This is a genomic window from Dietzia sp. 2505, from assembly GCF_040546785.1.
In the GTDB taxonomy this organism is placed as follows: domain Bacteria; phylum Actinomycetota; class Actinomycetes; order Mycobacteriales; family Mycobacteriaceae; genus Dietzia.
Genome location: NZ_JBEPON010000002.1, coordinates 1 through 22783 on the forward strand (window position 1 = coordinate 1; position 22783 = coordinate 22783).

The 22783-nt window shown below is 70.1% G+C and carries 22 protein-coding genes, 1 tRNA gene and 2 rRNA genes; 23 read left to right on the top strand and 2 right to left on the bottom strand.

Annotated features, from left to right (window positions below):
• From ABIE38_RS03640 to ABIE38_RS03735, 20 genes are all read left to right on the top strand, one after another.
• Positions 1-90 (top strand): 23S ribosomal RNA (locus ABIE38_RS03640); the annotation flags it as partial.
• Positions 91-184: 94 nt separating this feature from the next.
• Positions 185-301: ribosomal RNA gene (gene rrf, locus ABIE38_RS03645) — 5S ribosomal RNA — on the top strand.
• A gap of 99 nt (positions 302-400) precedes the next feature.
• Entirely contained in the window at positions 401-1477 is a 1077-nt protein-coding gene (locus ABIE38_RS03650; RefSeq protein ID WP_502914709.1) for a hypothetical protein, read from the top strand.
• A 5-nt stretch (positions 1478-1482) separates the two neighbouring features.
• Positions 1483-2481 (top strand): HAD-IIA family hydrolase, encoded by a 999-nt coding sequence (locus ABIE38_RS03655; protein ID WP_354054077.1) that lies wholly within the window; start codon positions 1483-1485, stop codon positions 2479-2481.
• 10 nt (positions 2482-2491) lie between these two features.
• Positions 2492-2725, top strand: coding sequence for a hypothetical protein (locus tag ABIE38_RS03660; RefSeq protein ID WP_354054078.1), 234 nt, complete (start codon positions 2492-2494; stop codon positions 2723-2725).
• On the top strand, positions 2725-3543 hold the full coding sequence (locus ABIE38_RS03665; RefSeq protein ID WP_354054079.1) for a TlyA family RNA methyltransferase: 819 nt from the start codon (positions 2725-2727) through the stop codon (positions 3541-3543). The genes ABIE38_RS03660 and ABIE38_RS03665 overlap by 1 nt, the downstream gene beginning before the upstream one ends.
• 5 nt (positions 3544-3548) lie before the next feature.
• The gene (locus ABIE38_RS03670; protein ID WP_354054748.1) at positions 3549-4469 is read left to right on the top strand and encodes an NAD kinase; all 921 of its coding nucleotides are present in this window, start codon (positions 3549-3551) and stop codon (positions 4467-4469) included.
• A 9-nt stretch (positions 4470-4478) separates the two neighbouring features.
• A complete protein-coding gene (recN, locus tag ABIE38_RS03675; protein ID WP_354054080.1) occupies positions 4479-6224 on the top strand; it encodes a DNA repair protein RecN in 1746 nt (581 codons plus the stop codon).
• A gap of 59 nt (positions 6225-6283) precedes the next feature.
• Positions 6284-7456 carry a putative cytokinetic ring protein SteA gene (gene steA, locus ABIE38_RS03680; protein ID WP_354054081.1) on the top strand — a complete coding sequence of 391 codons (1173 nt, stop codon included), beginning with the start codon at positions 6284-6286 and terminating at the stop codon, positions 7454-7456.
• Positions 7453-8385, top strand: a complete 933-nt coding sequence (locus ABIE38_RS03685) for a copper transporter (RefSeq protein ID WP_354054082.1) — start codon at positions 7453-7455, stop codon at positions 8383-8385. Before steA ends, ABIE38_RS03685 begins: the two co-directional genes overlap by 4 nt.
• Before the next feature lie 76 nt (positions 8386-8461).
• The gene (pyrG, locus tag ABIE38_RS03690) at positions 8462-10273 is read left to right on the top strand and encodes a CTP synthase (RefSeq protein WP_354054083.1); all 1812 of its coding nucleotides are present in this window, start codon (positions 8462-8464) and stop codon (positions 10271-10273) included.
• 5 nt (positions 10274-10278) lie between these two features.
• Positions 10279-10848, top strand: coding sequence for an NUDIX domain-containing protein (locus ABIE38_RS03695; RefSeq protein WP_354054084.1), 570 nt, complete (start codon positions 10279-10281; stop codon positions 10846-10848).
• Positions 10849-10883: 35 nt separating this feature from the next.
• A complete protein-coding gene (locus tag ABIE38_RS03700; RefSeq protein WP_354054085.1) occupies positions 10884-11834 on the top strand; it encodes a tyrosine recombinase in 951 nt (316 codons plus the stop codon).
• Positions 11835-11909: 75 nt separating this feature from the next.
• The gene (locus ABIE38_RS03705; RefSeq protein ID WP_179526225.1) at positions 11910-12785 is read left to right on the top strand and encodes a ParA family protein; all 876 of its coding nucleotides are present in this window, start codon (positions 11910-11912) and stop codon (positions 12783-12785) included.
• Positions 12782-13627, top strand: coding sequence for a segregation and condensation protein A (locus tag ABIE38_RS03710; protein ID WP_502914710.1), 846 nt, complete (start codon positions 12782-12784; stop codon positions 13625-13627). Before ABIE38_RS03705 ends, ABIE38_RS03710 begins: the two co-directional genes overlap by 4 nt.
• Positions 13618-14319 carry an SMC-Scp complex subunit ScpB gene (gene scpB, locus ABIE38_RS03715; RefSeq protein WP_354054087.1) on the top strand — a complete coding sequence of 234 codons (702 nt, stop codon included), beginning with the start codon at positions 13618-13620 and terminating at the stop codon, positions 14317-14319. Before ABIE38_RS03710 ends, scpB begins: the two co-directional genes overlap by 10 nt.
• 7 nt (positions 14320-14326) lie before the next feature.
• Entirely contained in the window at positions 14327-15085 is a 759-nt protein-coding gene (locus tag ABIE38_RS03720) for a pseudouridine synthase (protein ID WP_502914711.1), read from the top strand.
• Positions 15082-15816, top strand: a complete 735-nt coding sequence (cmk, locus tag ABIE38_RS03725; RefSeq protein ID WP_354054088.1) for a (d)CMP kinase — start codon at positions 15082-15084, stop codon at positions 15814-15816. Before ABIE38_RS03720 ends, cmk begins: the two co-directional genes overlap by 4 nt.
• Positions 15813-17270 (top strand): ribosome biogenesis GTPase Der, encoded by a 1458-nt coding sequence (gene der, locus ABIE38_RS03730; protein WP_354054089.1) that lies wholly within the window; start codon positions 15813-15815, stop codon positions 17268-17270. The genes cmk and der overlap by 4 nt, the downstream gene beginning before the upstream one ends.
• 68 nt (positions 17271-17338) lie before the next feature.
• Positions 17339-17412, top strand: a tRNA-Pro gene (locus tag ABIE38_RS03735).
• Positions 17413-17697: 285 nt separating this feature from the next.
• Here ABIE38_RS03735 and ABIE38_RS03740 read toward each other — a convergent pair.
• Positions 17698-18432 carry a hypothetical protein gene (locus ABIE38_RS03740; RefSeq protein ID WP_354054090.1) on the bottom strand — a complete coding sequence of 245 codons (735 nt, stop codon included), beginning with the start codon at positions 18430-18432 and terminating at the stop codon, positions 17698-17700.
• Positions 18433-18809: 377 nt separating this feature from the next.
• On the opposite strand from ABIE38_RS03740, the gene ABIE38_RS03745 reads away from it, so the two are divergent.
• The 3 genes from ABIE38_RS03745 (at position 18810) to ABIE38_RS03755 (ending at position 20955) form a co-directional block, all read left to right on the top strand.
• The gene (locus ABIE38_RS03745) at positions 18810-19013 is read left to right on the top strand and encodes a hypothetical protein (protein ID WP_354054091.1); all 204 of its coding nucleotides are present in this window, start codon (positions 18810-18812) and stop codon (positions 19011-19013) included.
• 55 nt (positions 19014-19068) lie between these two features.
• The gene (locus ABIE38_RS03750; protein WP_354054092.1) at positions 19069-19776 is read left to right on the top strand and encodes a hypothetical protein; all 708 of its coding nucleotides are present in this window, start codon (positions 19069-19071) and stop codon (positions 19774-19776) included.
• A gap of 87 nt (positions 19777-19863) precedes the next feature.
• Entirely contained in the window at positions 19864-20955 is a 1092-nt protein-coding gene (locus tag ABIE38_RS03755) for an ATP-binding protein (RefSeq protein WP_354054093.1), read from the top strand.
• Between the two features lie 35 nt (positions 20956-20990).
• On the opposite strand, the gene ABIE38_RS03760 is transcribed toward ABIE38_RS03755, so the two are convergent.
• Positions 20991-22763 carry a hypothetical protein gene (locus ABIE38_RS03760; protein ID WP_354054094.1) on the bottom strand — a complete coding sequence of 591 codons (1773 nt, stop codon included), beginning with the start codon at positions 22761-22763 and terminating at the stop codon, positions 20991-20993.
• Between the last annotated feature and the right edge of the window lie 20 nt (positions 22764-22783).

Here is a 22783-nt window from a genome sequence, read left to right on the forward strand (position 1 = left end):
CCCCCACAGACCATGGGGTTGATAGGCCGGAACTGGAAGCGCAGCAATGCGTGGAGGTGACCGGTACTAATCGGCCGAGGGCTTACACACAATACAAGCCAAGAATTGTTACGCGTCCACTGTGCAGTATCTGAAACAACACACCCACCCGCAGCAATGCGGGTCGGGCCTTGTTTCACAGAGTTACGGCGGCCATAGCGGCAGGGAAACGCCCGGTCCCATTCCGAACCCGGAAGCTAAGCCTGCCAGCGCCGATGGTACTGCACTCGTGAGGGTGTGGGAGAGTAGGTCACCGCCGAACACAACTTCATGACCAGCGGGAGGGACTTCATGTTCCTCTCGCTGGTCGTATTTGTGCTCCATACTTCAACAGCAGTGCCGCTAGCCCGGCGCACGTAAGGTGAACGACGTGAACGAACCCCGGTCAGAACAGCCAGATCGCACTCCCCGACGAGGCGATGGTGACGTACCGCGTAGGGGCGACCGGGCCTCCAGCGGTGGTCGGAGAGACAACAGTTCCTTCGGTGAACGTCGCGGCAGGCGCTACGACGGCACGGCGGCCGACGGGTCGGGGGCCGACGGGTCGGGCCGGCGACGCGCCGCAGCCGGCGAGGCGCCCGGTGGTCGCGTGGGTGCAGGTCGGACCGGGGAACGACGGACCGGCGCCCCGCGTGCGGGTCAGGGTCGTGGTGACGCCGGCGCCGACCGCCGTGGTGGGGCGTCCCGAGGTGAGCCTCGTGGTGCCGGACGACAGGGTGACGACCGGCGCTCCGGTGGTCGTCCGGGGCAGGACGCCCGGCAGGCCGCACGGGTCGACGAGCCGACGCTCCCCGACGAGATCGAGGCCGCGGATCTCGACATGGAGATCCGCAGGGACCTCCGCGGGCTGGACAAGGCCAATGCCGAGCTCGTGGCTCGGCACCTGGTCGCCGCGATGCACTTCGTCGACGACGATCCCGAGCTGGCTCTCGCCCACGGCCGGGCCGCGAAGAATCGCGCCGGGCGGATCGGCGTCGTCCGGGAGACCCTCGGCGTGCTCGCCTATCGGGCCCGTGAGTGGTCCGAGGCCCTCGGGGAGCTGCGTGCAGCCCGCCGGATCTCGGGAGGGCCAGGCCTTCTCGCGATGATGGCTGATTGTGAGCGTGGTCTCGAGCGTCCGCAGAAGGCCATCGAACTCGCCCGGGGCGAGGAGTCCCGCCTGGTCTCCGGTGAGGACCTCGTGGAACTCCGCATCGTCGAGGCCGGTGCGCGGGTGGACATGGGCCAGCTCGACGCCGCCCTGGTGACCCTCCAGGACGCCGGCGCCGACCCGGCGGCGGTGGGCGAGGAGGCGGCACGGTTGGACTACGCGTACGCGGAGGTGCTGCTGGCGTCCGGGCGGAAGGACGAGGCCGCCGCGTGGTTCGGCCACGCGGTGGCGGCCGACCCGGACCATCACACGGACGCGGAGTCGCGTCTGGCGGAGCTCGAGGACTGACCCCGGTGTCACCAGCCACTCTGGCGGATCTGCACGATGCACTGCTCGTGGACCTCGACGGGACGCTCATCCGCGGTTCCGAACCCATACCGGGCGCGGCCGAGGCACTGGACGCCTCGGGGCTCCCGGTGGTGTACGTGACCAACAACGCGAGCCGTGCCCCCGCCGACACCGCAGCACACCTCCGCGAACTGGGTTTCACCGCCCGCGCGTCCGACGTCATGACGAGTGCGCAGGCGGCGGTGATGATGCTGGTCGATCACGTCGACGCCGGCGCGAGGGTTCTCGTGGTGGGCCACGACAGTTTCCGCGACCTCGCCAGGGAGGCGGGCTACGAGGTCGTCCTCTCCGCGGACGATCATCCGGAGGTGGTCCTCCAGGGCCTGTCCCGTGAGTTGACCTGGGGCGACCTCGCCGAAGGGTGCCTCGCGATCCGCCGCGGGGTTCCGTGGGTGGCCTCCAACACCGACACGACGCTACCCACCGAGCGGGGCCTGCTCCCCGGGAACGGTTCGCTGGTCGCTGCGCTCCGGGCGGCGACGGACCGAGAGCCCGTCGTGGCGGGGAAGCCGTCCGCCGGGGTTCTCAGGGCCGCCGCAGACCTCGTCGGAGCAACGCGTCCACTGGTCGTCGGCGACAGGCTCGACACCGACATCGAAGGGGCGTTGGCGGCTGACATGCCCGCACTTCTGGTCCTGACCGGTGTCCACGGGACGGCCGATCTGCTGGTCGCCGAGGAGCGTCGTCGCGCCACCCATCTTGCCCGGGACCTCTCGGCGCTCGCCGCGCCGCCCGAGTCCAGTCATATCGACTCGGCCGCCGGGCTCGACGCGAGGGTGCTGGACGGGGCTCTCCACCTGCAGGGGATCCCGGACTCGCTGCGTGGTATAGACCTCGCGCGCAGTGTCATCCGTCAGGCGTGGCTGCACGGGGTGACCGCACTCGTGGATCCCGGTGGCGGTGCGCGGTCGCGGCTCGCCGATGCGGGACTCGTCGTGGGCTAGCGTGGACCGCGTGAGCACTCCCGCACCGACACCGCTGCCGGGCCCCGCGGGCCCGGACATCGACGAGCTCCGCTCGGCGTTCGACGATCTCCTCGCCGACTCCGTCGGGCCGTCGACGGCCGATGGCGGCGACGACGGCGACGACGGCGACGACGGGGTGGTCCGCGACGATCAGGTCCGGGCTCTGGACGCCGCTCATGACCTGCTCGCCCGAGCGCTCTCCGCCCTGGACGCCGCCCGCTGATGGCGGTCACACGGAGGCGCCTGGACGCCGAGCTGGTCCGCCGCAAGATGTGCGACAGTCGGGAACGGGCCCGGGACCTCATCGGCTCCGGGCGTGTGATCGTCAACGGGGTGGCGGCCAGCAAACCCGCGACCCAGGTGGAGCCGACCACCTCGATCGCGCTCGCCGCCTCGAACGAACCGGACTGGGCCTCTCGGGGAGCCCACAAACTCATCGGTGCGCTGGACTCCTTCGGCATGCGTGTCGACGGTGCGCGCTGTCTGGACGCCGGTGCCTCCACGGGAGGCTTCACCGACGTCCTGCTGTCGCGTGGTGCCGCCCGGGTCGAGGCAGTGGACGTGGGCTACGGGCAGCTCGTGTGGCGCCTGCGCAGCGACGGCCGCGTCGGGGTCCACGACAAGACCAATGTGCGGTCCCTCACTCCCGAGGACATCGGGGGCGAGGTCGACGTCGTGGTCTCGGACCTGTCCTTCATCTCCCTCCCGCTCGTCCTGCCCGCACTGACCGCGTGTGTCCGCACCGGCGGAGATCTGTTGCCGATGGTCAAACCACAGTTCGAGGTGGGCCGCGAGCGGGTCGGCCAGGGTGGCGTCGTCCGCGACCCCGCCCTCCGGATCGAGGCGGTCACGGGTGTCGCGCGCGCCGCGTCAGAGCTCGGACTGGAGGCCCTCGGCTGCGTGGCGAGCCCGCTCCCGGGGCCGTCCGGGAACGTCGAATACTTCCTCCATCTCCGCAAGACCGAGTCGGGCGCCCCGGCGGAGCTGACTGACCAGGCGTCGGACACCATCCACCGCGCCGTGGAAGAGGGGCCGAAGTGACGGACATGACAGGTCAGGGGACGCCCCGCCGGATCCTGCTCGAGGCCAACCTCGAGCGGCCGGACATCGTCGCCATCGTCGCGCAGGTCGTCGACGCCTGCGCGAACCGGGGTATCGCGGTGCGCATGCTCGCGGACACCAGCGAGAACGTCGCCACGGGGACGGGCGTGGAGTCGGTCGCAGACACTCCGCACGCCGCTGACGGGTGCGAGCTCGTCCTGGTCCTGGGTGGGGACGGGACGTTCCTGCGGGCGTGTCAGTACGCCACCGCGGCCGATGTCCCGGTGCTGGGGGTGAACCTCGGGCATGTCGGGTTCCTCGCCGAGTCCGAGGTCTCCTCGCTCCACGGCGTCGTCGAACAGATCGCGGACCGGGACTACCGGGTGGTCGAGCGCATGACGGTCGAGGCCACGGTGATGCACGGGGACACCGTGCTCGGCCACGACTGGGCGCTCAACGAGGTGAGTATCGAGAAGGTCTCCCGGCAGGGTGTCCTCGAGGCGTCGGTCGAGATCGATGGGCGACCGGTGAGCGACTACGGCTGCGACGGCATGCTCGTGTCGACCCCGACCGGGTCGACGGCGTACGCGTTCTCCGCTGGTGGGCCGATCCTCTGGCCGGAGCTCGACGCGATCCTGGTGGTCCCGAACAACGCCCATGCCCTGTTCGCCCGGCCCATGGTCGTGGCGCCCAGTTCGCGTGTCGCCGTGGAGACCGGTACCCGGTCGGGCCCCGCGGTGGTCGTCCTCGACGGGCGCCGACTGGTCGACGCCCCCGCCGGCAGCCGGGTGGAGGTGGTGCGCGGTCGGAGACCGGTCAAGTGGGTGCGATTGGACGACTCACCGTTCACGGACCGCCTGGTCACCAAGTTCGAACTCCCGGTGACCGGGTGGCGTGGCCGGTCCGCCGCCCGCCCCCTCCCCTAGGGTGGGTGCGTGCTCACGGAACTTCGGATCAGCGGACTCGGCGTCATCGACGAGGCCGTGGCCGATTTCGCCCCGGGCCTGTCGGTCCTGACCGGTGAGACCGGTGCCGGCAAGACCATGGTCGTCACCGGTCTGAGGCTTCTGGCCGGGGGGCGCGCCGATCCGGGGCGGGTCCGCCGCGGTGCCGACAAGGCCGTGGTGGAGGGGCGGTTCGACCTGGCCGCCGCCGCGACGATGGATACCGAGGACAGAGACCAGCTCGACAGGCTCCTCGAGGAGGCGGACGTGGAGCTCGACGAGGACGGGACGGTGATCGCGGCCCGCCGGGTCGGCGCCGACGGACGCTCCCGGGCCCGGTTGGGTGGTCGTTCGGTCCCCGCCGGCACCCTGGCCCGGTTCTGCTCCCCGGTGCTCGCGGTCCACGGTCAGAACGACCAGCTCCGGCTCCTGCGTCCGGACCGGCAACGCGAGGCGGTCGACTCCCATGGGGGCGAGCGGGCGCGGGCCGCACTCAGGGCATACCGGGAGACCTTCCATCGGTGGCGTGAGGCCGAGAGGTCGCTGGCAGAGCGCACCGGACGCGCCCGTGAGCTGGCCCGCGAGGCCGACCTGCTGCGCCACGGGCTCGACGAGATCGACGCCCTGGACCCCAGACCTGGGGAGGAGGCCGAGCTCGACGCCGTCATCCGGCGTCTCACCGACTCGGAGGAGTTGCGTGAGGTGGCCGGGCAGGCGCACGAGACCCTGACGGGTGACGGAGAGTCCGTGGAGCCGGTCGTCAACGTCCTGGACCAGTTGCGGCAACGGCTCGCAGGAGCAGGGGACCCGGCGCTGGACCCCATCGCCACGAGTATCGACCAGGCCGTCGCCGCACTCGGCGACGCCGCGACCGAGCTCGGCCTCTACCTGGCCGAACTCCCGGTGGACGCGGCCGACCTCGATGCGGCACTCGAGAGACGGCATGACCTCAGGGCGCTCACCCGCAAGTACGGGACCGACGTGAACGACGTGATCGAGTGGGCCGCGAAGGCGCGGATCCGCCTGTCCGAGGTGGACACCTCAGACTCCGCGGTGGCCGACCTCACGGCCACGGTCGCGAGGCTCGCCCTCGAGCTGGAGGAGCGGGGGGCCGAGCTCACCGCCATCCGCAGGGCGGCGGGGGAGGACCTGGCACGTCGCGTCACCTCGGAGCTGGCCGAACTGTCCATGGGCGGAGCCGGGCTGGTCGTCCGGGTCGCCCCTGCCGGGGACGGCCTCGCCGCCGCGACGGAGTCCGGCCTGGACGACGTCGAACTGGCTCTCGACGGCCCGTCGGGAGTCGTGCCGTTGGGCCGGGGGGCCTCCGGCGGCGAGCTGTCCCGGGTGATGCTGGCGCTGGAGGTCGTCCTGGCGGAACGTTCCGGTGGCGGGACGTTGGTGTTCGACGAGGTCGACGCCGGAGTGGGTGGGCGCGCCGCGCTGAGTATCGGCAAGCGTCTGGCCAGGCTGGCCAGGACCCACCAGGTGATCGCCGTGACGCACCTCGCACAGGTCGCCGCGTACGCGGACACGCACCTCGTGATCCACAAGGCCGCGGACTCCACGGGTGGGGACGGCGTCGTGTCCGGTGTGCGCGCGGTCGACGACTCGGACAGGGTCGTCGAGCTCGCGCGGATGCTCGCGGGGATGGAGGACACCGACACCGGTCTCGCGCATGCCGAAGAGCTCCTGGGGAAGGCACAGTCGGAGAAGTCTCAAGCTCAAGTCGACCGTTAATCCGACACGCCGAACCGACCTCCCCCGTCACTCGAATCACACGCGTGATACTCGGGCACATGAAGATGACGGGTCTGCTCAATCGCCGCTCCAACGATCTCGCCGGTGTGGTCGGTACCGTCCGCCAGGTCCGGGCGGGATCGCCGATCCCCCGCAAGCTCGGCTCCAAGGATGTCGCCGTGCTCGACCTCAACCGGACGTCGGCGGCCACCGCCCGCGCCGTCGTCGAAGCCGAGGTCGCCGCCGTCGTCCACGTCCCGCGCCCCGGTGAGGAGATGCTGCCCCGCGCCGCGTTCCGGATCCTCGCCTCGTCGACCATCCCCGTCATCGAGGACGCGGACCTCGCCGAGGTCGAGGACGGGACCCGGGTCCGCATCGACGAGGGCGTGGTCTATTCGGTCAAGACCGAGGGCCAGCTGGCCACCGGTCGCGAGGCCGGCCCCGAGACCCTCCTCACCGAGGTCCACGCCGCCGAGAACGGGTACGTCGAGTCCGCTCTGGCGCACCTGGCCAACGCCACGGAGTTCCTCAGCCTCGAGCACCAGTTGCTCCTCGACGGCGAGGGACTTCCCGGGATCGACGTGGACTTCACCGGCCGCCACGTCGTGGTGGTGACCGGCGACCGGGCCTCGGAAGCGCAGCTCTCCGATCTCAAGCCCTTCATGAAGGAGTACCGACCGCTGGTCGTCGGTGTGGACGGGGGAGCCGAACTGCTGCGTGCGGCCCGGATCTCCGCCGACGTGGTGGTCGCGACCCCGACCGGCGTCTCCGACGAGGTGCTCACGGACGGCGCGGTCCTGGTCGTGCCGGCAGATCGCGACGGCAGGGCCGAGGGACTCGAGCGGGTCACGGAGCTGGGCGTGGGAGCCACCACCTTCCCCGCCGCGGCGACCGCACGCGACATGGCCCTGCTGCTGGCATTCCACGGCGGAGCCGAGATGATCGTGGTGACCGGCGACGACCGCGGACTCGAGAACGCGTTCGGCGCCTCCTCCGCACCGTCGTCGACCATGGTGGACACCGCCGTGTCGTCCCGCCTCGTCCACGCCGACGCGTGTGCGACTCTGTACCGGTCGCGAGGTGCGGGGATCGGGCTGGCTCTCGTGGTGCTCGCGGCGCTCATCGCGGTGGCCGCGGTGGTGGTCGCCCGCGACTCCGCCCAGGAACTGCTCATCTGGGCCATCGACTCATGGAACACCTTCGCCCTCTGGGTCCAGGGGCTCGTCCGTTGATCTCTCTGCGTCGCCACGTTCTCACGCTGGTCGCCGTGTTCCTGGCCCTGGGGCTGGGGGTGGTCCTGGGGTCGACGTCCGTGGCGACGTCCATCCGGGACGCGGTGGTCGATCGCGAGGAGACGACGGCGGCGCAACTCGAGTCGACCCGGGCCGAGTCGGCCGAACGGCGACTCGCCGTCGACCGGCTCGACGACATGGCCGGTGAGCTCGCCCGGCCGGTGCTGGACGGCACCCTCGAGGGTCGCCCCGTGCTGGTCGTGGTCGCCCCCGGGGCGTCCGACGAGGACGTCAGCGCCGCCGTCGACGTCATCAGTACGGCCGGCGGCCTCGCCGCAGGGCGGGTGACACTCACCGACAAGGCTGTCGACCCCGATGCCGACGCCGAGGTGCAGGCACTCGTGGCCAACCTGCCGATCGGAGAGGCGCCGGCCACCGATGCGGACCTGGGGACCCAACTGGGTACCGCCCTGGGCCGGGCCGGGTTGCTGCGGACCGAGGACGCGGAACCGCATCTCGACGACGGCGACCGCGAGACGGTCCTCACCACGCTGTCGGACGCGGGACTCGTCGAGTTCGAACCCGGCACTCTGCGACCAGGCCAGCTGGCGCTGGTCGTCACAGGCCCCGGCGAGACCGAGTCGACCGCGGTCCGGGTGGCCTCGTTCGCCCGTGCCCTGGACCGCGAGGGGGCGGGAGCGGTCGTCTCGGCCGAACTCACCGGCGCTCAGGGGTACAACGCGGTCACCGTGCTGCGCTCCTCCGGCGAGGACGGTGTCTCGACCGTCGACTCCGCCGGTTCGGACGCCGGCCGTCTGGCCACGGGGCTCGCGCTGGCGGAACAGCTCGCGCGTGGGCAGGGACACTACGGGCTGCGCCCGGATGCGACCGCGGCGGTGCCGTCGCTGCCCACCGCGCCCGCTCGGTGATAGCCTGAAGCCCCGTGGGGTGCACCGGAGCCACACCAGCATTCATCCATTCCGGCGTCTGGACACGGGAGTCCCCTTGGCACTGAACCGAGCCGCATCGCGGTCCGCGACCAAGCACATCTTCGTCACCGGTGGCGTGGCGTCGTCGCTGGGTAAGGGGCTCACCGCCTCCAGCCTGGGGCAGCTTCTGACCGCGCGCGGACTCCGCGTGACCATGCAGAAGCTGGACCCGTACATCAACGTGGACCCGGGGACGATGAACCCGTTCCAGCACGGGGAGGTGTTCGTCACCGAGGACGGGGCGGAGGCCGACCTCGACCTGGGGCACTACGAGCGCTTCCTCGACCGCGACCTGAGCGCCAACGCCAACGTCACGACCGGCCAGGTGTACTCGGCCGTGATCGCCAAGGAGCGTCGGGGTGAGTATCTGGGGGACACCGTCCAGGTGATCCCCCACATCACCGACGCGATCAAGGAACGCATCATCGCGATGGGTGCGCCCGATGAGCAGGGCCGCCGCCCCGACGTGGTGATCACCGAGGTCGGTGGCACGGTCGGCGACATCGAGTCCCAGCCCTTCCTCGAGGCCTGCCGGCAGGTCCGCCACGAGGTCGGACGCGAGAACATCTTCTTCCTCCACGTCTCCCTGGTGCCGTACCTCGCACCGTCGGGTGAGCTCAAGACCAAGCCCACCCAGCACTCTGTGGCGGCGCTGCGGTCCATCGGTATCGTCCCGGACGGTCTCGTCCTGCGGTGCGACCGCGAGGTGCCGGACGGGCTCAAGTCCAAGATCGCGCTCATGTGCGACGTGGACCTCGAGGGCGTGGTCTCCACCCCCGACGCCCCGAGCATCTACGACATCCCGAAGGTGCTCTTCGGTGAGCATCTCGACACCCACGTCATCCGCAAGCTCAACCTGCCCTTCCGGGACGTCGACTGGACCGTGTGGGGCGAGCTCCTCAAGCGGGTGCACGAGCCGCGCGAGGAGGTCGAGATCGCCCTGGTCGGCAAGTACATCGACCTGCCCGATGCCTATCTGTCGGTGACCGAGGCCCTGCGCGCGGGTGGTTTCGCCCACCGGGCACGGGTCAACATCCGGTGGGTGGAGTCGGACGCCTGTGCCACCGAGGCCGGCGCGCGGGAGGCCCTCCGGGGAGTCGACGGCATGCTGATCCCCGGCGGTTTCGGCATCCGCGGAATCGAGGGCAAGCTGGGCGCCATCTCGTGGTCGCGGAAGAACCGCATCCCGTTGCTCGGTCTGTGTCTGGGGCTGCAGTGTTCCGTCATCGAGGCGGCCCGGTCGGTCGGGCTCGACGGGGCCTCGTCCAGTGAGTTCGAGCCGGACACCGAGCATCCGGTGATCTCCACGATGGCGGATCAGGTCGACGCCGTGGCCGGCAACGCCGATCTCGGCGGGACGATGCGCCTGGGCGCGTACCCGGCCGTGCTCACCAAGGGGTCGCTGGTGGCGGAGGCGTACGGCGCCACGGAGATCTCGGAGCGCCACCGACACCGGTTCGAGGTCAACAACGCCTACCGCGACAAGGTCGCCGAGTCCGGCCTGCGGTTCTCCGGTACCTCGCCCGACGGGCACCTGGTGGAGTTCGTCGAGTACCCGCCGGAGCAGCACCCCTTCTTCGTGGCCACCCAGGCCCACCCCGAGTACAAGTCGCGGCCGACACGCCCCCACCCGCTGTTCGCCGCGTTCATCAAGGCGGCCCTGGACTACGAGAACGAGATGCGACTGCCGGTCGAGCCGTGGCGGGCCGACCAGTCGGGGGAGTCCGCTCACGCGACCGTCCCCGCGCCGGACGCCAAGACGTCCAGCGTTCGCGCCGGCGAGGTCGATGCCGGGCTGAACTCCGACGTCCGCTCGGACGGGAGCTGATCGAGGTGCCCGACTCCGGTACCCCCGGGTCTCACGAGTACCGCACGATCGCCAGCCGGGAGGTCTTCGACGGCCGGATCGTCCGGCTGCGCGTGGACACCCTCACCATGCCGGGTGGGGGCACCGCCGACAGAGAGATCTGCGGTCACGACGACGCGGTCGCGGTCATCGCCCTCGATGACTCCGATCAGGTGACGCTCGTCCGTCAGTACCGCCACGCGGTGGGGGAGCGGCTCTGGGAACTGCCGGCCGGGCTGTGCGACGTCGACGGCGAACGGCCGGTGGAGACCGCGCAGCGCGAACTGGTCGAGGAGACCGGGCTGGAGGCGAGATCCTGGGAACCGGTGATCTCGATCGTTCCGTCACCGGGGTTCTGTACCGAACGCGTCCACGTGTTCCTGGCCAGGGGCCTGCGAGAGGTGACCCGGCCGGAGGCCCGGCACGAGGAGGCGGACATGGAGGTGGCCCGGATGCCGTTCTCCGAGGCCGTGGACGCGGTCCTGGACGGGCGCATCGTCAACGGCATCGCCGTGGCCGGGATCCTCGCCGCGCGCGCGTCGATCGCCGGGCGCTGACCGGGCGTCCTGGCGATGACGCCGTCCGACCCGCGATGACCCGGTCGGACGGCGCCGCGGTCCAGATCCGCGGATATCTCGACCACCTCGCCGTCGAACAGGGGGCCTCCGCCCACACCCTGGCCGCCTACCGGCGTGACCTCGAGAAGTACCGGCAGTACCTCGCGGAGTCGGGCGTCGGGGACCTCGGTGCGGTGACCGAGTCCCATGTCGAGGAGTTCCGGGCGCGGCTCGCCACCGCCGACCCGGACCTCGGCAGGAGGGCGCTCGCGCCCAGCTCGGTCGCCCGTGCCCTGGCGGCGGTCCGGGGCCTGCACCGGTTCGCCACCAGGGACGGGGTGACCCGTGACGACGCCGCGGCGGCCGTGACCCCGCCGCGGCCACCGCGACGGCTACCCAAGGCGCTACCGGTGGACCGGATCATCGCGGTGATCGAAGCCGCCGGCGGGACCGAGGTGGACACCGAGCCCGCGCGACTCCGGGACCGGGCGATGCTCGAACTCCTCTACGCGACGGGCGCGCGGGCGGCCGAACTCGTGGGTCTCGACGTAGACGACCTCGACGGCCTCGACCTCCCCGGCGGGGGCACGGTGATCCTGCGCGGGAAGGGGGGCAAGGAGCGGGTGGTCCCGGTGGGGCGTCCCGCCTGCGATGCGGTCGGCGCCTACCTGGTGCGCGCCCGTCCCGCACTCGCGGTCCGAGGCGGTCCGGCGTTGTTCCTCAACGCCCGTGGCGGCCGCATCACCCGGCAGTCCCTGTGGAACGTGGTGGCCGCGTCCGCGGAGCGGGCGGCGGTCGGCCCCGACGTCTCGCCGCACTCCTTCCGGCACTCCTTCGCGACCCACCTGTTGGACGGCGGTGCGGACATCAGGGTGGTCCAGGAGCTGTTGGGGCACGCCTCGGTCACCACGACGCAGGTCTACACCCTCGTCACCGTCGACACGCTCCGCGAGGTCTGGGCCGAGTGTCACCCCCGGGCACGGTAACGTGACCGGGGACCGGCCTGAGCGCAGGTGACGACGCAGCGAGAGGAGACGCGGGTGGCGCAGGACTCAGGGACCATGGATCCCGCACTGTTCTCCCGCGCGGAACTGCTCGGCGCCGACGACCCGGCGGCCGGCGAGGGCTTCTCGGCCATCCCCGAACCGCAGCCGCTCACCTCGCACGGTCCCGCCATGGTGCTCTCGATGTGCAACCAGAAGGGTGGGGTCGGCAAGACCACCAGCACGATCAACCTGGCCGCGGCACTCGCGGAGTACGGTCGCCGGGTCCTCGTGGTGGACCTCGACCCCCAGGGTGCGCTGTCGGCGGGCCTGGGCATCCCGCACCACCAGCTCGACCTGACCGTCTACAACCTCCTGGTGGACAACACCGTGTCGACGGAGGAGGTGCTCGTCCGGACCCGGGTGGAGGGGGTGGACCTCATCCCCGCCAACATCGACCTGTCCGCCGCGGAGATCCAACTGGTCAACGAGGTGGGGCGCGAACAGGCTCTGGGCCGCGCGCTGTACCCGGTGCTCGACCGTTACGACTACGTCCTGATCGACTGCCAGCCGTCACTGGGGCTCCTCACCGTCAACGCTCTGGCCTGCTCGGACGGGGTGTTGATCCCGATGGAGTGCGAATACTTCTCGTTGCGCGGGCTCGCCCTGTTGACGGACACCATCGACAAGGTCCGCGACCGGATCAACCCGCGTCTGCACCTGACCGGGATCCTGATCACGATGTTCGACCGCCGGACGGTCCATGCCCGCGACGTCCTCGGCCGGGTCGTCGAGGTGTTCGGTGACCAGGTCTTCGACACCCTCGTCACCCGCACGGTCCGGTTCCCGGAGACCACCGTCGCCGGTGAACCCATCACCACGTGGGCGCCCAGATCGGCGGGTGCGCAGGCCTATCGGGCGCTGGCTCGCGAGGTCATCCAGCGCGGCAGGTGAGCGGTCCGGTGACCGGGGTCGGGCACCCGCCGGGGGACGACGCCACCGAGGTACCCGATCCGCGTGCGTTCACGGTCCACCTGACCAACTTCACCGGCCCGTTCGACCTGCTCCTGAAACTGATCGACTCGCGTCGCCTCGACGTGACCGAGGTCGCGCTCCACTCGGTGACCGACGAGTTCATCGCCCACGCCCGCGAGTTGGGCCGGGAGGCGGGCCTCGAGGAGGTCACCGAGTTCCTGGTGGTGGCGGCCACGCTGCTCGACCTCAAGACCGCACGACTCGTGCCGTCCGGTGAGGTCCAGGACCTGGAGGATCTGGCTCTGCTCCAGGCGCGGGACCTGCTTTTCGCCCGGCTCCTGCAGTTCCGGGCGTTCCGGCAGGTTGCCGAGTTGTTCGCCGAGCTCGACAGGACCGCGCGCCACTCGCACCCGCGGACGGCGGGCCCGGACGACGAGTTCCTGGACCTGCTGCCAGAGGTGGAGCTGGGAGTCGGCGTCGAGCAGTTCGCCACCATCGCCGCCGTGGCGTTCCGACCCCGGCCGGTGGAGGAGGTGGGGGTCTCGCACGTCCACACCCCGACCGTGTCCGTCCCCGAGCAGGCCGCCCGCGTCCTGGAGTTGCTGAGATTCCGGGGCCGGGGCCAGTGGGTCGACTTCCGGGAGCTGGTCTCCGGTTGTGGCGACTCCCTCGTCGTCGTGGCCAGGTTTCTCGCCCTTTTGGAGTTGTACAGGGCGCGCGCCGTGGCGCTCGCCCAGGACGAGGCGCTCGGTGACCTGTCGGTGAGTTGGACGGGCGAGGAGGCGGCCGAGGTGACACGCGGGAGGGATGAATGGACGTGACGGAGGGCGACGACGTGCGTGCGACGGGGCCGAACGGGGACGACGACGAGCTCGACGAACCCGGGGCGCCGCCGTTGCGAGCCCGACTCGAGGCGCTTCTGCTGGTCGTGGACCAGCCGACCGCCGAGGGGGCGCTGGCGGCGGCGGCGGGCTCGACGCCCGCGGAGGTGGCGGCCGAGCTGCGTGGGTGGCGGGATGACCTCACGAGGGTGGGCAGCGGGATCGATCTGAGGCGGACCGACGAGGGGTGGCGTCTCTACACCCGTCGCGAGTTCGCGCCGTACGTGGAGCGGCTCCTCACCGACGGCACCCGGTCCACCCTCACCCGTGCCGCACTCGAGACCCTGGCGGTGATCGCCTACCGGCAACCCGTCACGCGGTCGCGCGTGGCGGCCGTACGCGGGGTCAACGTGGACGGCGTGATGCGGACCCTCGTGGCCCGCGGTCTGGCCGTGGAATGCGGCACCGACGCGGACACCGGGGGCCTCCTGTATAGGACCACGGAGCTATTTCTGGAAAGATTGGGGCTGACGTCGCTCGACGAGCTCCCGGACATCGCCCCGTTGCTGCCGGATGTCGACCTGGTCGACGAGATGAGCGACGATCCCGCGGAGGACCCGCGGATACCCCTGGGGCGGCGCAGAACCGCTGCGCCCGACCCCGCCCATGAACACCAGAACGAAGAGATGTGACGCACTCATGACTGAGTCCGCTGGCCGAGACGGCTCACCGGTCCGCCTCCAGAAGATCCTGGCGCAGGCCGGGATCGCCTCCCGCAGGGCCTCGGAGGACCTCATCGCCCGAGGGCGGGTGGAGGTCAACGGGAAGATCGTGCGCGAGATGGGCGTCAAGGTCGATCCCACCACGGCGGTGATCCGCGTGGACGGCACCCGGATCGTCCTCGACGACGACCTGGTCTACCTGGCGCTGAACAAACCCCGCGGGTACCACACCACCATGTCGGACGACATGGGCCGGCCCTGCGTGGGCGACCTGGTCGCCGACCGCGTCGACGCCGGACAGCGGCTCTTCCACGTGGGCCGTCTGGACGCCGACACCGAGGGGCTGCTGTTGGTGACGAACGACGGCGAGCTCTCACACCGTCTGATGCACCCGTCCTACGAGGTGTCCAAGACCTACATGGCCACCGTGACGGGAGTCGTCGGCAAGGGCGTCGGCAAGAAGCTACGCGACGGTGTCGAGCTCGAGGACGGGCCGGCCAGGGTCGACCAGTTCGCGATCGTCGACGTCCACGAGGGTCGCTCGCTGGTCAAGGTCGTGCTCCACGAGGGGCGCAAGCACATCGTCCGCCGGATCCTCGACGAGGTCGGGTATCCCGTCGAGTCGCTGGTGCGGATCCGGTTCGGCGCCGTCGCGCTGGGCGACCAGCGCGCGGGGAGCTTCCGCAAGCTCAACCGCAAAGAGGTCTCGGATCTCTACGCGGCGGTGGGACTGTGAGCGCGCAGGCCGGACCCTCCGGCGTCCCGCGGCGACGGATCGCGATCGACGGTCCCGCCGGCACCGGCAAGTCGACCCTCGCCCGGACGCTGGCCGAGCGGCTCGGCGGGGCATACCTCGACACCGGAGCGATGTACCGGGTGGCCACTCTGCAGGTGCTGCGCGCCGGGATCGACCCTGAGGACGCCGCCGCCGTGATCGCCGCGTCCGCCGAGCTGCCGATGGAGATCGGCACCGATGCAGGATCCGAGCGGATCCTGCTCGCCGGCGAGGACGTGAGCGACGAGATCCGCACCGCCCGTGTCACCGCTAGCGTCTCGGCGGTCTCCGCCGTTCCGGAGGTCCGGGTCAATCTGGTGGAACTGCAGCGTCGCTTGGCTTCCGGGGGTGGCACCGTCGTGCTCGAGGGCCGCGACATCGGCACGGTGGTGCTCCCCGACGCCGAGGTGAAGGTGTATCTCACCGCGAGCCCGCAGATCCGGGCCCGGCGCCGGACCGAACAGGACCTCGCGGCCGGACGTGACGCCGACTACGACGAGGTGCTCGCCGCGGTGATCGAGCGGGACCGCAAGGACTCCACCCGCGCCGCGAGCCCGCTCCGGCCGGCCGAGGACGCGATCGTCATCGACACCTCAGACCTCACCCTCGACGACGTGCTCGACCGGTTGGTCGCACTCGCCCAGGGCGCCGACGCGTCGCACGGCGACGCCGCAGAAGGGAACACACAGTGAGCAGCAACGAGGATTTCGACCTCCCCACGGGCCCGGTCGAGGAGACCGTCGAGGACGCCTGGAACGACGACACGGACTGGGACGCCGTGGCCGAGGAGTGGGCCGACGAGATCGGCGCCGAGATCGACGGGGTGGAGATCCTGCCCACCGTCGCCATCGTGGGACGGCCCAACGTGGGCAAGTCCACTCTGGTCAACCGGATCATCGGCCGTCGCGAGGCCGTGGTGGAGGACGTCCCCGGCGTGACCCGGGACCGCGTCTCCTACGAGGCCCTGTGGAACGGCCGCACCTTCATGGTGCAGGACACCGGTGGGTGGGAACAGGACGCCAAGGGTATGCACCGCTCCATCGCCCAGCAGGCCGAGATCGCCATGGGCACCGCCGACCTCATCGTGCTGGTGTGCGACGGGAACGTGGGCATCACCTCGGCGGACGAAACCGTGGCCAAGAGCCTGCGCCGCTCGGACACCCCCGTGATCCTGGCGGTCAACAAGGTCGACAGCGAGAAGGCCGAGCTGCAGTCGGCCGAGTTCTGGGGGCTGGGCCTCGACCAGCCCTACGCGATCTCAGCCGCGCACGGCCGGGGTACCGCCGACCTACTCGATGAGATTCTGCGCCAACTGCCCTCCAAGGCCCGGATGCGTGAGACGACCGACGTGCCGCGGCGCGTGGCGCTGGTCGGCAAGCCCAACGTGGGCAAGTCGAGCCTGCTCAACAAGCTCACCGGCGAGGAGAGGTCGGTGGTCGACAACGTCGCCGGCACCACCGTCGACCCCGTGGACTCGCTCGTCGAGTTGGGCGGCAAGACGTGGCGCTTCGTGGACACCGCCGGTCTGCGGCGGAAGGTCAACCAGGCGTACGGGCACGAGTACTACGCCTCGCTCCGTACCCGCGGAGCCATCGAGGCCGCCGAGGTCGTGGTGCTGCTGTTAGACGCCTCGGAACCGATCACGGAGCAGGACCTGCGGGTGATCTCGATGGTGGCCGACGCCGGTCGGGCGCTGGTGATCGCCTTCAACAAGTGGGACCTGGTGGACGAGGACCGCCGGTACGACCTGGACAAAGAGATCGACAGGGAGCTGTCCAAGATCCTCACGTGGGCGTACCGGGTGAACATCTCGGCCACCACGGGTCGTGCCCTGGCCAAGCTGGTCCCGGCGATGGAGGGCGCCCTCGACTCGTGGGACAAGCGCATCCCCACGGGTCCCCTCAACACCTGGATGAGCGAGGTCGTGGCCGCGACCCCGCCGCCGATGCGGGGCGGGAAGCTGCCGCGGATCCGCTTCTGCACCCAGGCCACCACCCGGCCCCCCACGTTCGTGTTCTTCTCCACCGGGTTTCTGGAGGCGGGGTACCGGCGGTTCCTGGAGCGGCGCCTGCGCGAGACCTTCGGCTTCGACGGCTCTCCGGTCCGGGTGAACGTGCGCGTCAAGGAGCGTCGACAGCGCAAGTGACCAGGCGATTGGAGCGCTGCTACAGGCGTGCGCTAGTCTGATCCAGTCGCCGCGCGAGCGGTGGCGGGCGGGCTGTGGCGCAGCTTGGTAGCGCACTTGACTGGGGGTCAAGGGGTCGCAGGTTCGAATCCTGTCAGCCCGACAGAGACAAACCCCAGGTCAGAGAAATCTGACCTGGGGTCTGGTCGTTTCCGGGACAATCTCCACAGATTTCCTGACGTTCTCTAGAGTGCCTGGTCGCCAGTGCCCCCACCGAGCGGCCACCGAGCAGGCCGAGCCGGATGAGCCCCGCGAGTTCGAGAACGCGCTCCGCTCCTATTCGCCGGATACTGCTGGGCGATACGTCGCCGCAGGTCACCCACCTGAGCGAAGGCACCACAGATGCCTTCCGCTCATAGGCGCCCGCAGTGCTGCGGGGAGAAGCGGCTCACATCGCGCCCCCCGCCGGGTTCGTGACGGGACTGCGGCCGACGGCGAGCCAGATGCCGGTGACGGCGAGCCAGATCGGCATGAAGATCCCGGGGAGGCCGGGGACGCCGGACGCGACAACGGCGCCGAGAGCTCCGATACCTATCACGGCGGAGAACGTGCCGAGGATCAGGGAGACGTTGCGATCCATCCACGCCATCCAGGCCAGGGCGAGGGCGGATGCGATGAGTCCGGTCCAGGGGATGTATGCGCCGAAGTCGGTGAGCATGTAGTAGACGAACAGTCCCTCCTCGTCGTACAGGCCTGCTTCCGGGCCGAGGTAGTTGGCCAGGGCGCCGCGCCACCCGTAGCCGAGGATGAGCGCGCCGGCGCTCGCGATCAACCCGATGCTCACGGCGAATGCGGCGGTGGAGCGGAATGCGAGGGTCTCGACGTGTCGGCGCCAGGCGGCAGCGAAGAAGACCAGGGCGAGTATCGAGACGAGGCCGGCGAGGAAGCCGATGCGCGCCAGCGTCGGGTCGAGGCCGATCATGTCGGCGGGGACGACAACGTGGTCCCGGTTGTTGGCGATCGCCTCGGTTTCGGCGTCGGGTCGAAGGTCTGTGGCGACTGTGCCGATTGTTCCCGCGACACCGGACAGCACGGCCCAGAGGGGCCACGCGGTGATTCGGGCGCGATCTCTGGAGGCGACAGTGCGCGTCGGGGAGTTGGCGAACTCGGGTGTGGAAGACATGACTTTTTCTTCTCCGGGGGTGCGCAACCGAATCGTCTGGAAGGTGGTCCGGGGCGCGGGAGGCGGATCCGCTGGGAAGGTCAGAATATCTGCTCGAAGGCCGTTCCGGAGGTGGTCCGAGAGCCGTGGCCCGCATCGTCACGCTGATGAGGTGCGCATGCATTTCTCAGTGGTTAGGGCCCCTCGGGCTTCAGCCCGACAACTGCGCTATGCATCGCGCGACGCGGGTTTGCGTGCGGGGTGAAAGGAGCAAGCTCCATGGACACTGTCTGGAGACAACCCATCCTGCTGAGACAGCTCTGCCGTCCATGACGGTCGCGGATGCGGTCGATCTAGTGCGCGATCGCCGCGCGGACCCTACTTCGGGAAGCCTGGGTGTGGCCGTCGAGGAGATCGAATTGCTCCGCGAATCCGGTACGGACACCGCACTCGGTAGGAACGCTACGAGCTCCCTCGGTATGGCACGCTACGAGACAGCGGCGATCCTCCGCCGCGACGACGTGACCGAGCGGTTCTCGGTCATCGACGTCTACTACCAGGCGTTCCCCACGTCACGCGTGATGTGGAATCTGAGGGGTTGATCGACGAGTGATGATGGTCGGACCTCCACGCGGCCGTCTCGCCGCTGGGCCGGTGGTGATCGCGCTTGCCGCGTTCCTCGTCGGATGTTCGGGTGATTCTCCGTCGCCCGACGACCCCGGGGCGTCCTCGTCGCCGTCACCCGCTGCTGCCGACAGGTCTGCGGCTAAGAGCGCTGACGAGCGGTATGGGAGCTTCGATGCCGTCGAGGCGTCGGGCGAGGGCGAGGCGGTCGTTCCGCTACCCCCCGAAGTCGCAGACACTGATGGCGGAATTATCCGGATGACCTATGAGGGAACCGAACCACTAGTTCTGTGGAGTCTGGATGGCGAGGGCGAGAAACAGATGATCCTCATCGACGGCGTGATCGAAGCGAACACCGCCGACCGGGGGACCTTTGACGGCGAGTCGATGTGGTGGCCGGCGAATCCCGCTCCGCACGGGCTCGAGGTCGAGGGGGACGGCGTGTGGGAGCTCTCGGTGGTGCCGGTGTCGTCGGCCCCGCCGCTGGCGAGCGAGGGACGAGGCACGCGGGTCTTTCTGTACGACGGGGAGGGCGGTGTGATCACGGGGAGCCGAGCAGACACCGCTGTCGGGATGGCGGTCACTGAGTTCTCCCTCCCTCGCTCGGGCGGGACTCCGAAAAATGTGGTGACCACCCCCAGTGCCGATGCAGAGTTCGGCCTCGATCTGGCTCCCGGGCCCTCGGTGCTCATCGTGTCGCACCGTGACGAGTGGACGATCAACCTCCCGGACGAGGGGTAGTACCGCACTGACCGATTTCGCGCCTGGGGGTGGAACGCCGGTGATTAGATGAGATCTCCTCCACCGGTGTGCACATAAGGGGTGACGATGACGGAGATCACGATCGGCAGCGCGGTGGGTGCTACGGATGTCCCGGTCCGGTTGGATGCCCGTCGCTTCAACCGCCACACCTTCTGGTGCGGGCAGAGCGGCAGCGGGAAAACCTACGCGCTGGGCGTGGTCCTCGAACAGCTACTGCTGCACACCGAGCTCCCCATGGTCATCCTTGACCCGAATGCGGACTTCGTCAGGCTGCCCGAAGCCCGCGAGGAGGCCGGTGCGGCCGAGGTGGCCCGGCTCGCGGAGCTCGACATCAGGGTGCTGCGCTCGTCGGAGGGTGCGGGGGACCGGTTGCACGCCCGGTACGTGGACCTGACCCCGGCGTCCAAGGCAGCCTTGTTGCAGCTCGACCCGATCGCGGACGCGGAGGAGTACAACGTGCTCCTGCGCACCGATGTCCGCGCGGAGGATTTCGACTCGGCGGAGGCGCTCGCAAGGCTGCGGGCCTCGTCCGACCCCGGTGAGTTCCGTCTGTCCTACCGGATGGAGAACCTCCAGGTGCTCGAGTGGGATCTGTGGTCCAGGGGCGCGAGTTCTGCCGTCGACGTGATCGATCAGCGCCCGCGCGCCACGGTGATGGATCTCGGCGGCTTCACCCACCCGGCCGAATCCAAGGTGGCGGCGTTGGCGGTCCTGGAGCACCTGTGGACGCGGCGCGAGGATCGCGAGCCGATCCTCATCGTGATCGACGAGGCGCACAATGTCTGCCCGCCCGATCCGCAGACCGACGTCGAGCGGGCGCTCACCCGTCAACTGGTCCAGATCGCCGCGGAGGGCCGGAAGTTCGGGCTGTGGTTGCTGCTCTCCACGCAGCGACCGAACAAGATCCACCCCAACGTCCTCTCGCAGTGCGACAACCTGGGTCTGATGCGCGTCAACTCGCCCAGAGACCTGATGGAGCTGGCGGAGGTGTTCGGGTTCGCCGGCGAGGATCAGATACGGCGATCGGCCTCGTTCGCGCAGGGCCAGGCGCTCTTCGCCGGGGGCTTCGTCTCCGAGCCGACATATGTGCAGATGGGCAGGCGGATCACCGAGGAGTCGGGTGGGGACGTCCGGGTCCCACTACGCGACGACGGGTGAGGTGACGCTCTCTCCCGAATTCCCGTGCGCAGGCGTCACATCAGCGCCGCGAGTCGCTTTTTGCGCAGATTCTGGGTGACGATCCACTCGACGTCGCGGTCGTCCGTCGGGAGGTCACGGAAGGCGGCCAGGCCGGGTTCCGGATCGGCGGCCACGGCGATACTCCAGCAGTAGCCCAGCGCCTGGCGGAGGTTCCTGGCTGCAGGGCTGGTCCGCAGAGCCGGCGGGAGCGCCACGAGGTGGCGTGTACAGCGTCGGCACACGTCGACGGCGACGGCCGCCGCCGGTGCGGTGCGCAGCAGTCGCGGTTCGCATATGGCGACGGCGGCGATGCGCTGGAGATACAGCTCGGGATCGTCGGCCCACCTCTGGACTATCCCCACCAACACATCGGGCGCGTCGTCGCCGAGGAGCTGGAGACCGATGGCGACGCCCTCTCGCACCCGCCACCGTTCATCCGTCGCGAGCGCCCGGGCGCGGTCCTCGCACTCCGCGCTGCCCGCTCTCAGTCCGAGGGCCGCGGCCGCGCACATCGCGGGGTACTCACCGCCGTCGGACATCATCGCCTCGATGGCGTGGCCGTCGGCGAGCCTCGCGGCAACGGTGAGCAACGAGAGGTTGGCGCGAGGGCCGGGGAGACCGGAGCGGGCCGACAGGTACGCCGGCCACAGCGCTGGTTCCATCGCCCGCAGATCGACGGTCGCTGACTCGGCGGATCGCATTGGCCGACGGTACTCCCCAATCAGCGAGTGCCGGGGGAGTACGGCGCCGCTTCTCACCCGCTCACGGCCCCGGTGATCGGCCTCGGCCGTCGGTCGCGGCACCGCCCCGGCCGGGCGGTGACCGTCACCGCGCGCGTGCCCGCGTTGTCGCTGCGTGGCTAGTAGGTGGGTGAGAGCGGTGAGGTGCGGGAACTCCACCACCATGCCGATCACAATCGCGGCCGCGATGGCGGGGTGATCAGGCAGCGCGATCGCGGTGATCGCCAGCATGAGCGGCGCGTTGCGGGCCGAGGTGGTCATGGTGAGCAGTGCATGCTCGGGGTGGCTGAGGCCGAATCCCCGGGCGATCGACTCTCCCACCACGTATACGACGACGAAGAAGACGAACACCACGAGCAGCACCCGGCCGAACGCGGAGGGGTCGGACAGGATCGTGCCCACATTCGAGGCGAACAGGCACACGATCAGCGCGGCGAGGACGAAGGGCACCGCACCGTCGGCGGCATCGATGACCCGGCCGCGTGTGGAGGGTGGTGCCACGAGGCGAAGTGCCCCTCGAAGGGTGATCGCGAGCACGGCTGGGATCACGAACCAGATGATCAGCGCCGGGCCGGCGGCCGACACGGTGTTCACGACCCGGTGCCCGGCGAACACCCCCAGCCACACCGGGTAGAGCGCCAGCTGGAGGACGAGCTGGACGGGGATGAGTGCCGACCCGGCCGCGGTGTCGCCTCCGGCCATGCGGGTGAACCCGAGAAACCAGTCTGTACAGGGGGCCATGCAGTAGATCAGGAGCCCCACCCGCAGGGCGTCGTCCGGGATCAGCACCGACGTCAGCGCGAACGCGACCACCGGGATGAACAGGAAGTTCATGGCGACGGCCAGGAGCGCGATCCGGGGCACCCGGCGTCGATCCAGTAGACCGCCCCAGGGAAGGGTGAAGAAGAGGACAGCCACCAGCAGCATGACCAGGTGGTCCACGGCTCCGCCCAGCCGGTCCGCGATGCCCGGCCACCACGTCCCGGTCGCGCCGCCGACGAGGATCGCGGCGAGGAAGAGCACCGTGGCGGCGAATGGCCGAGGCACCGCCCGAGGCTCCGGACCGG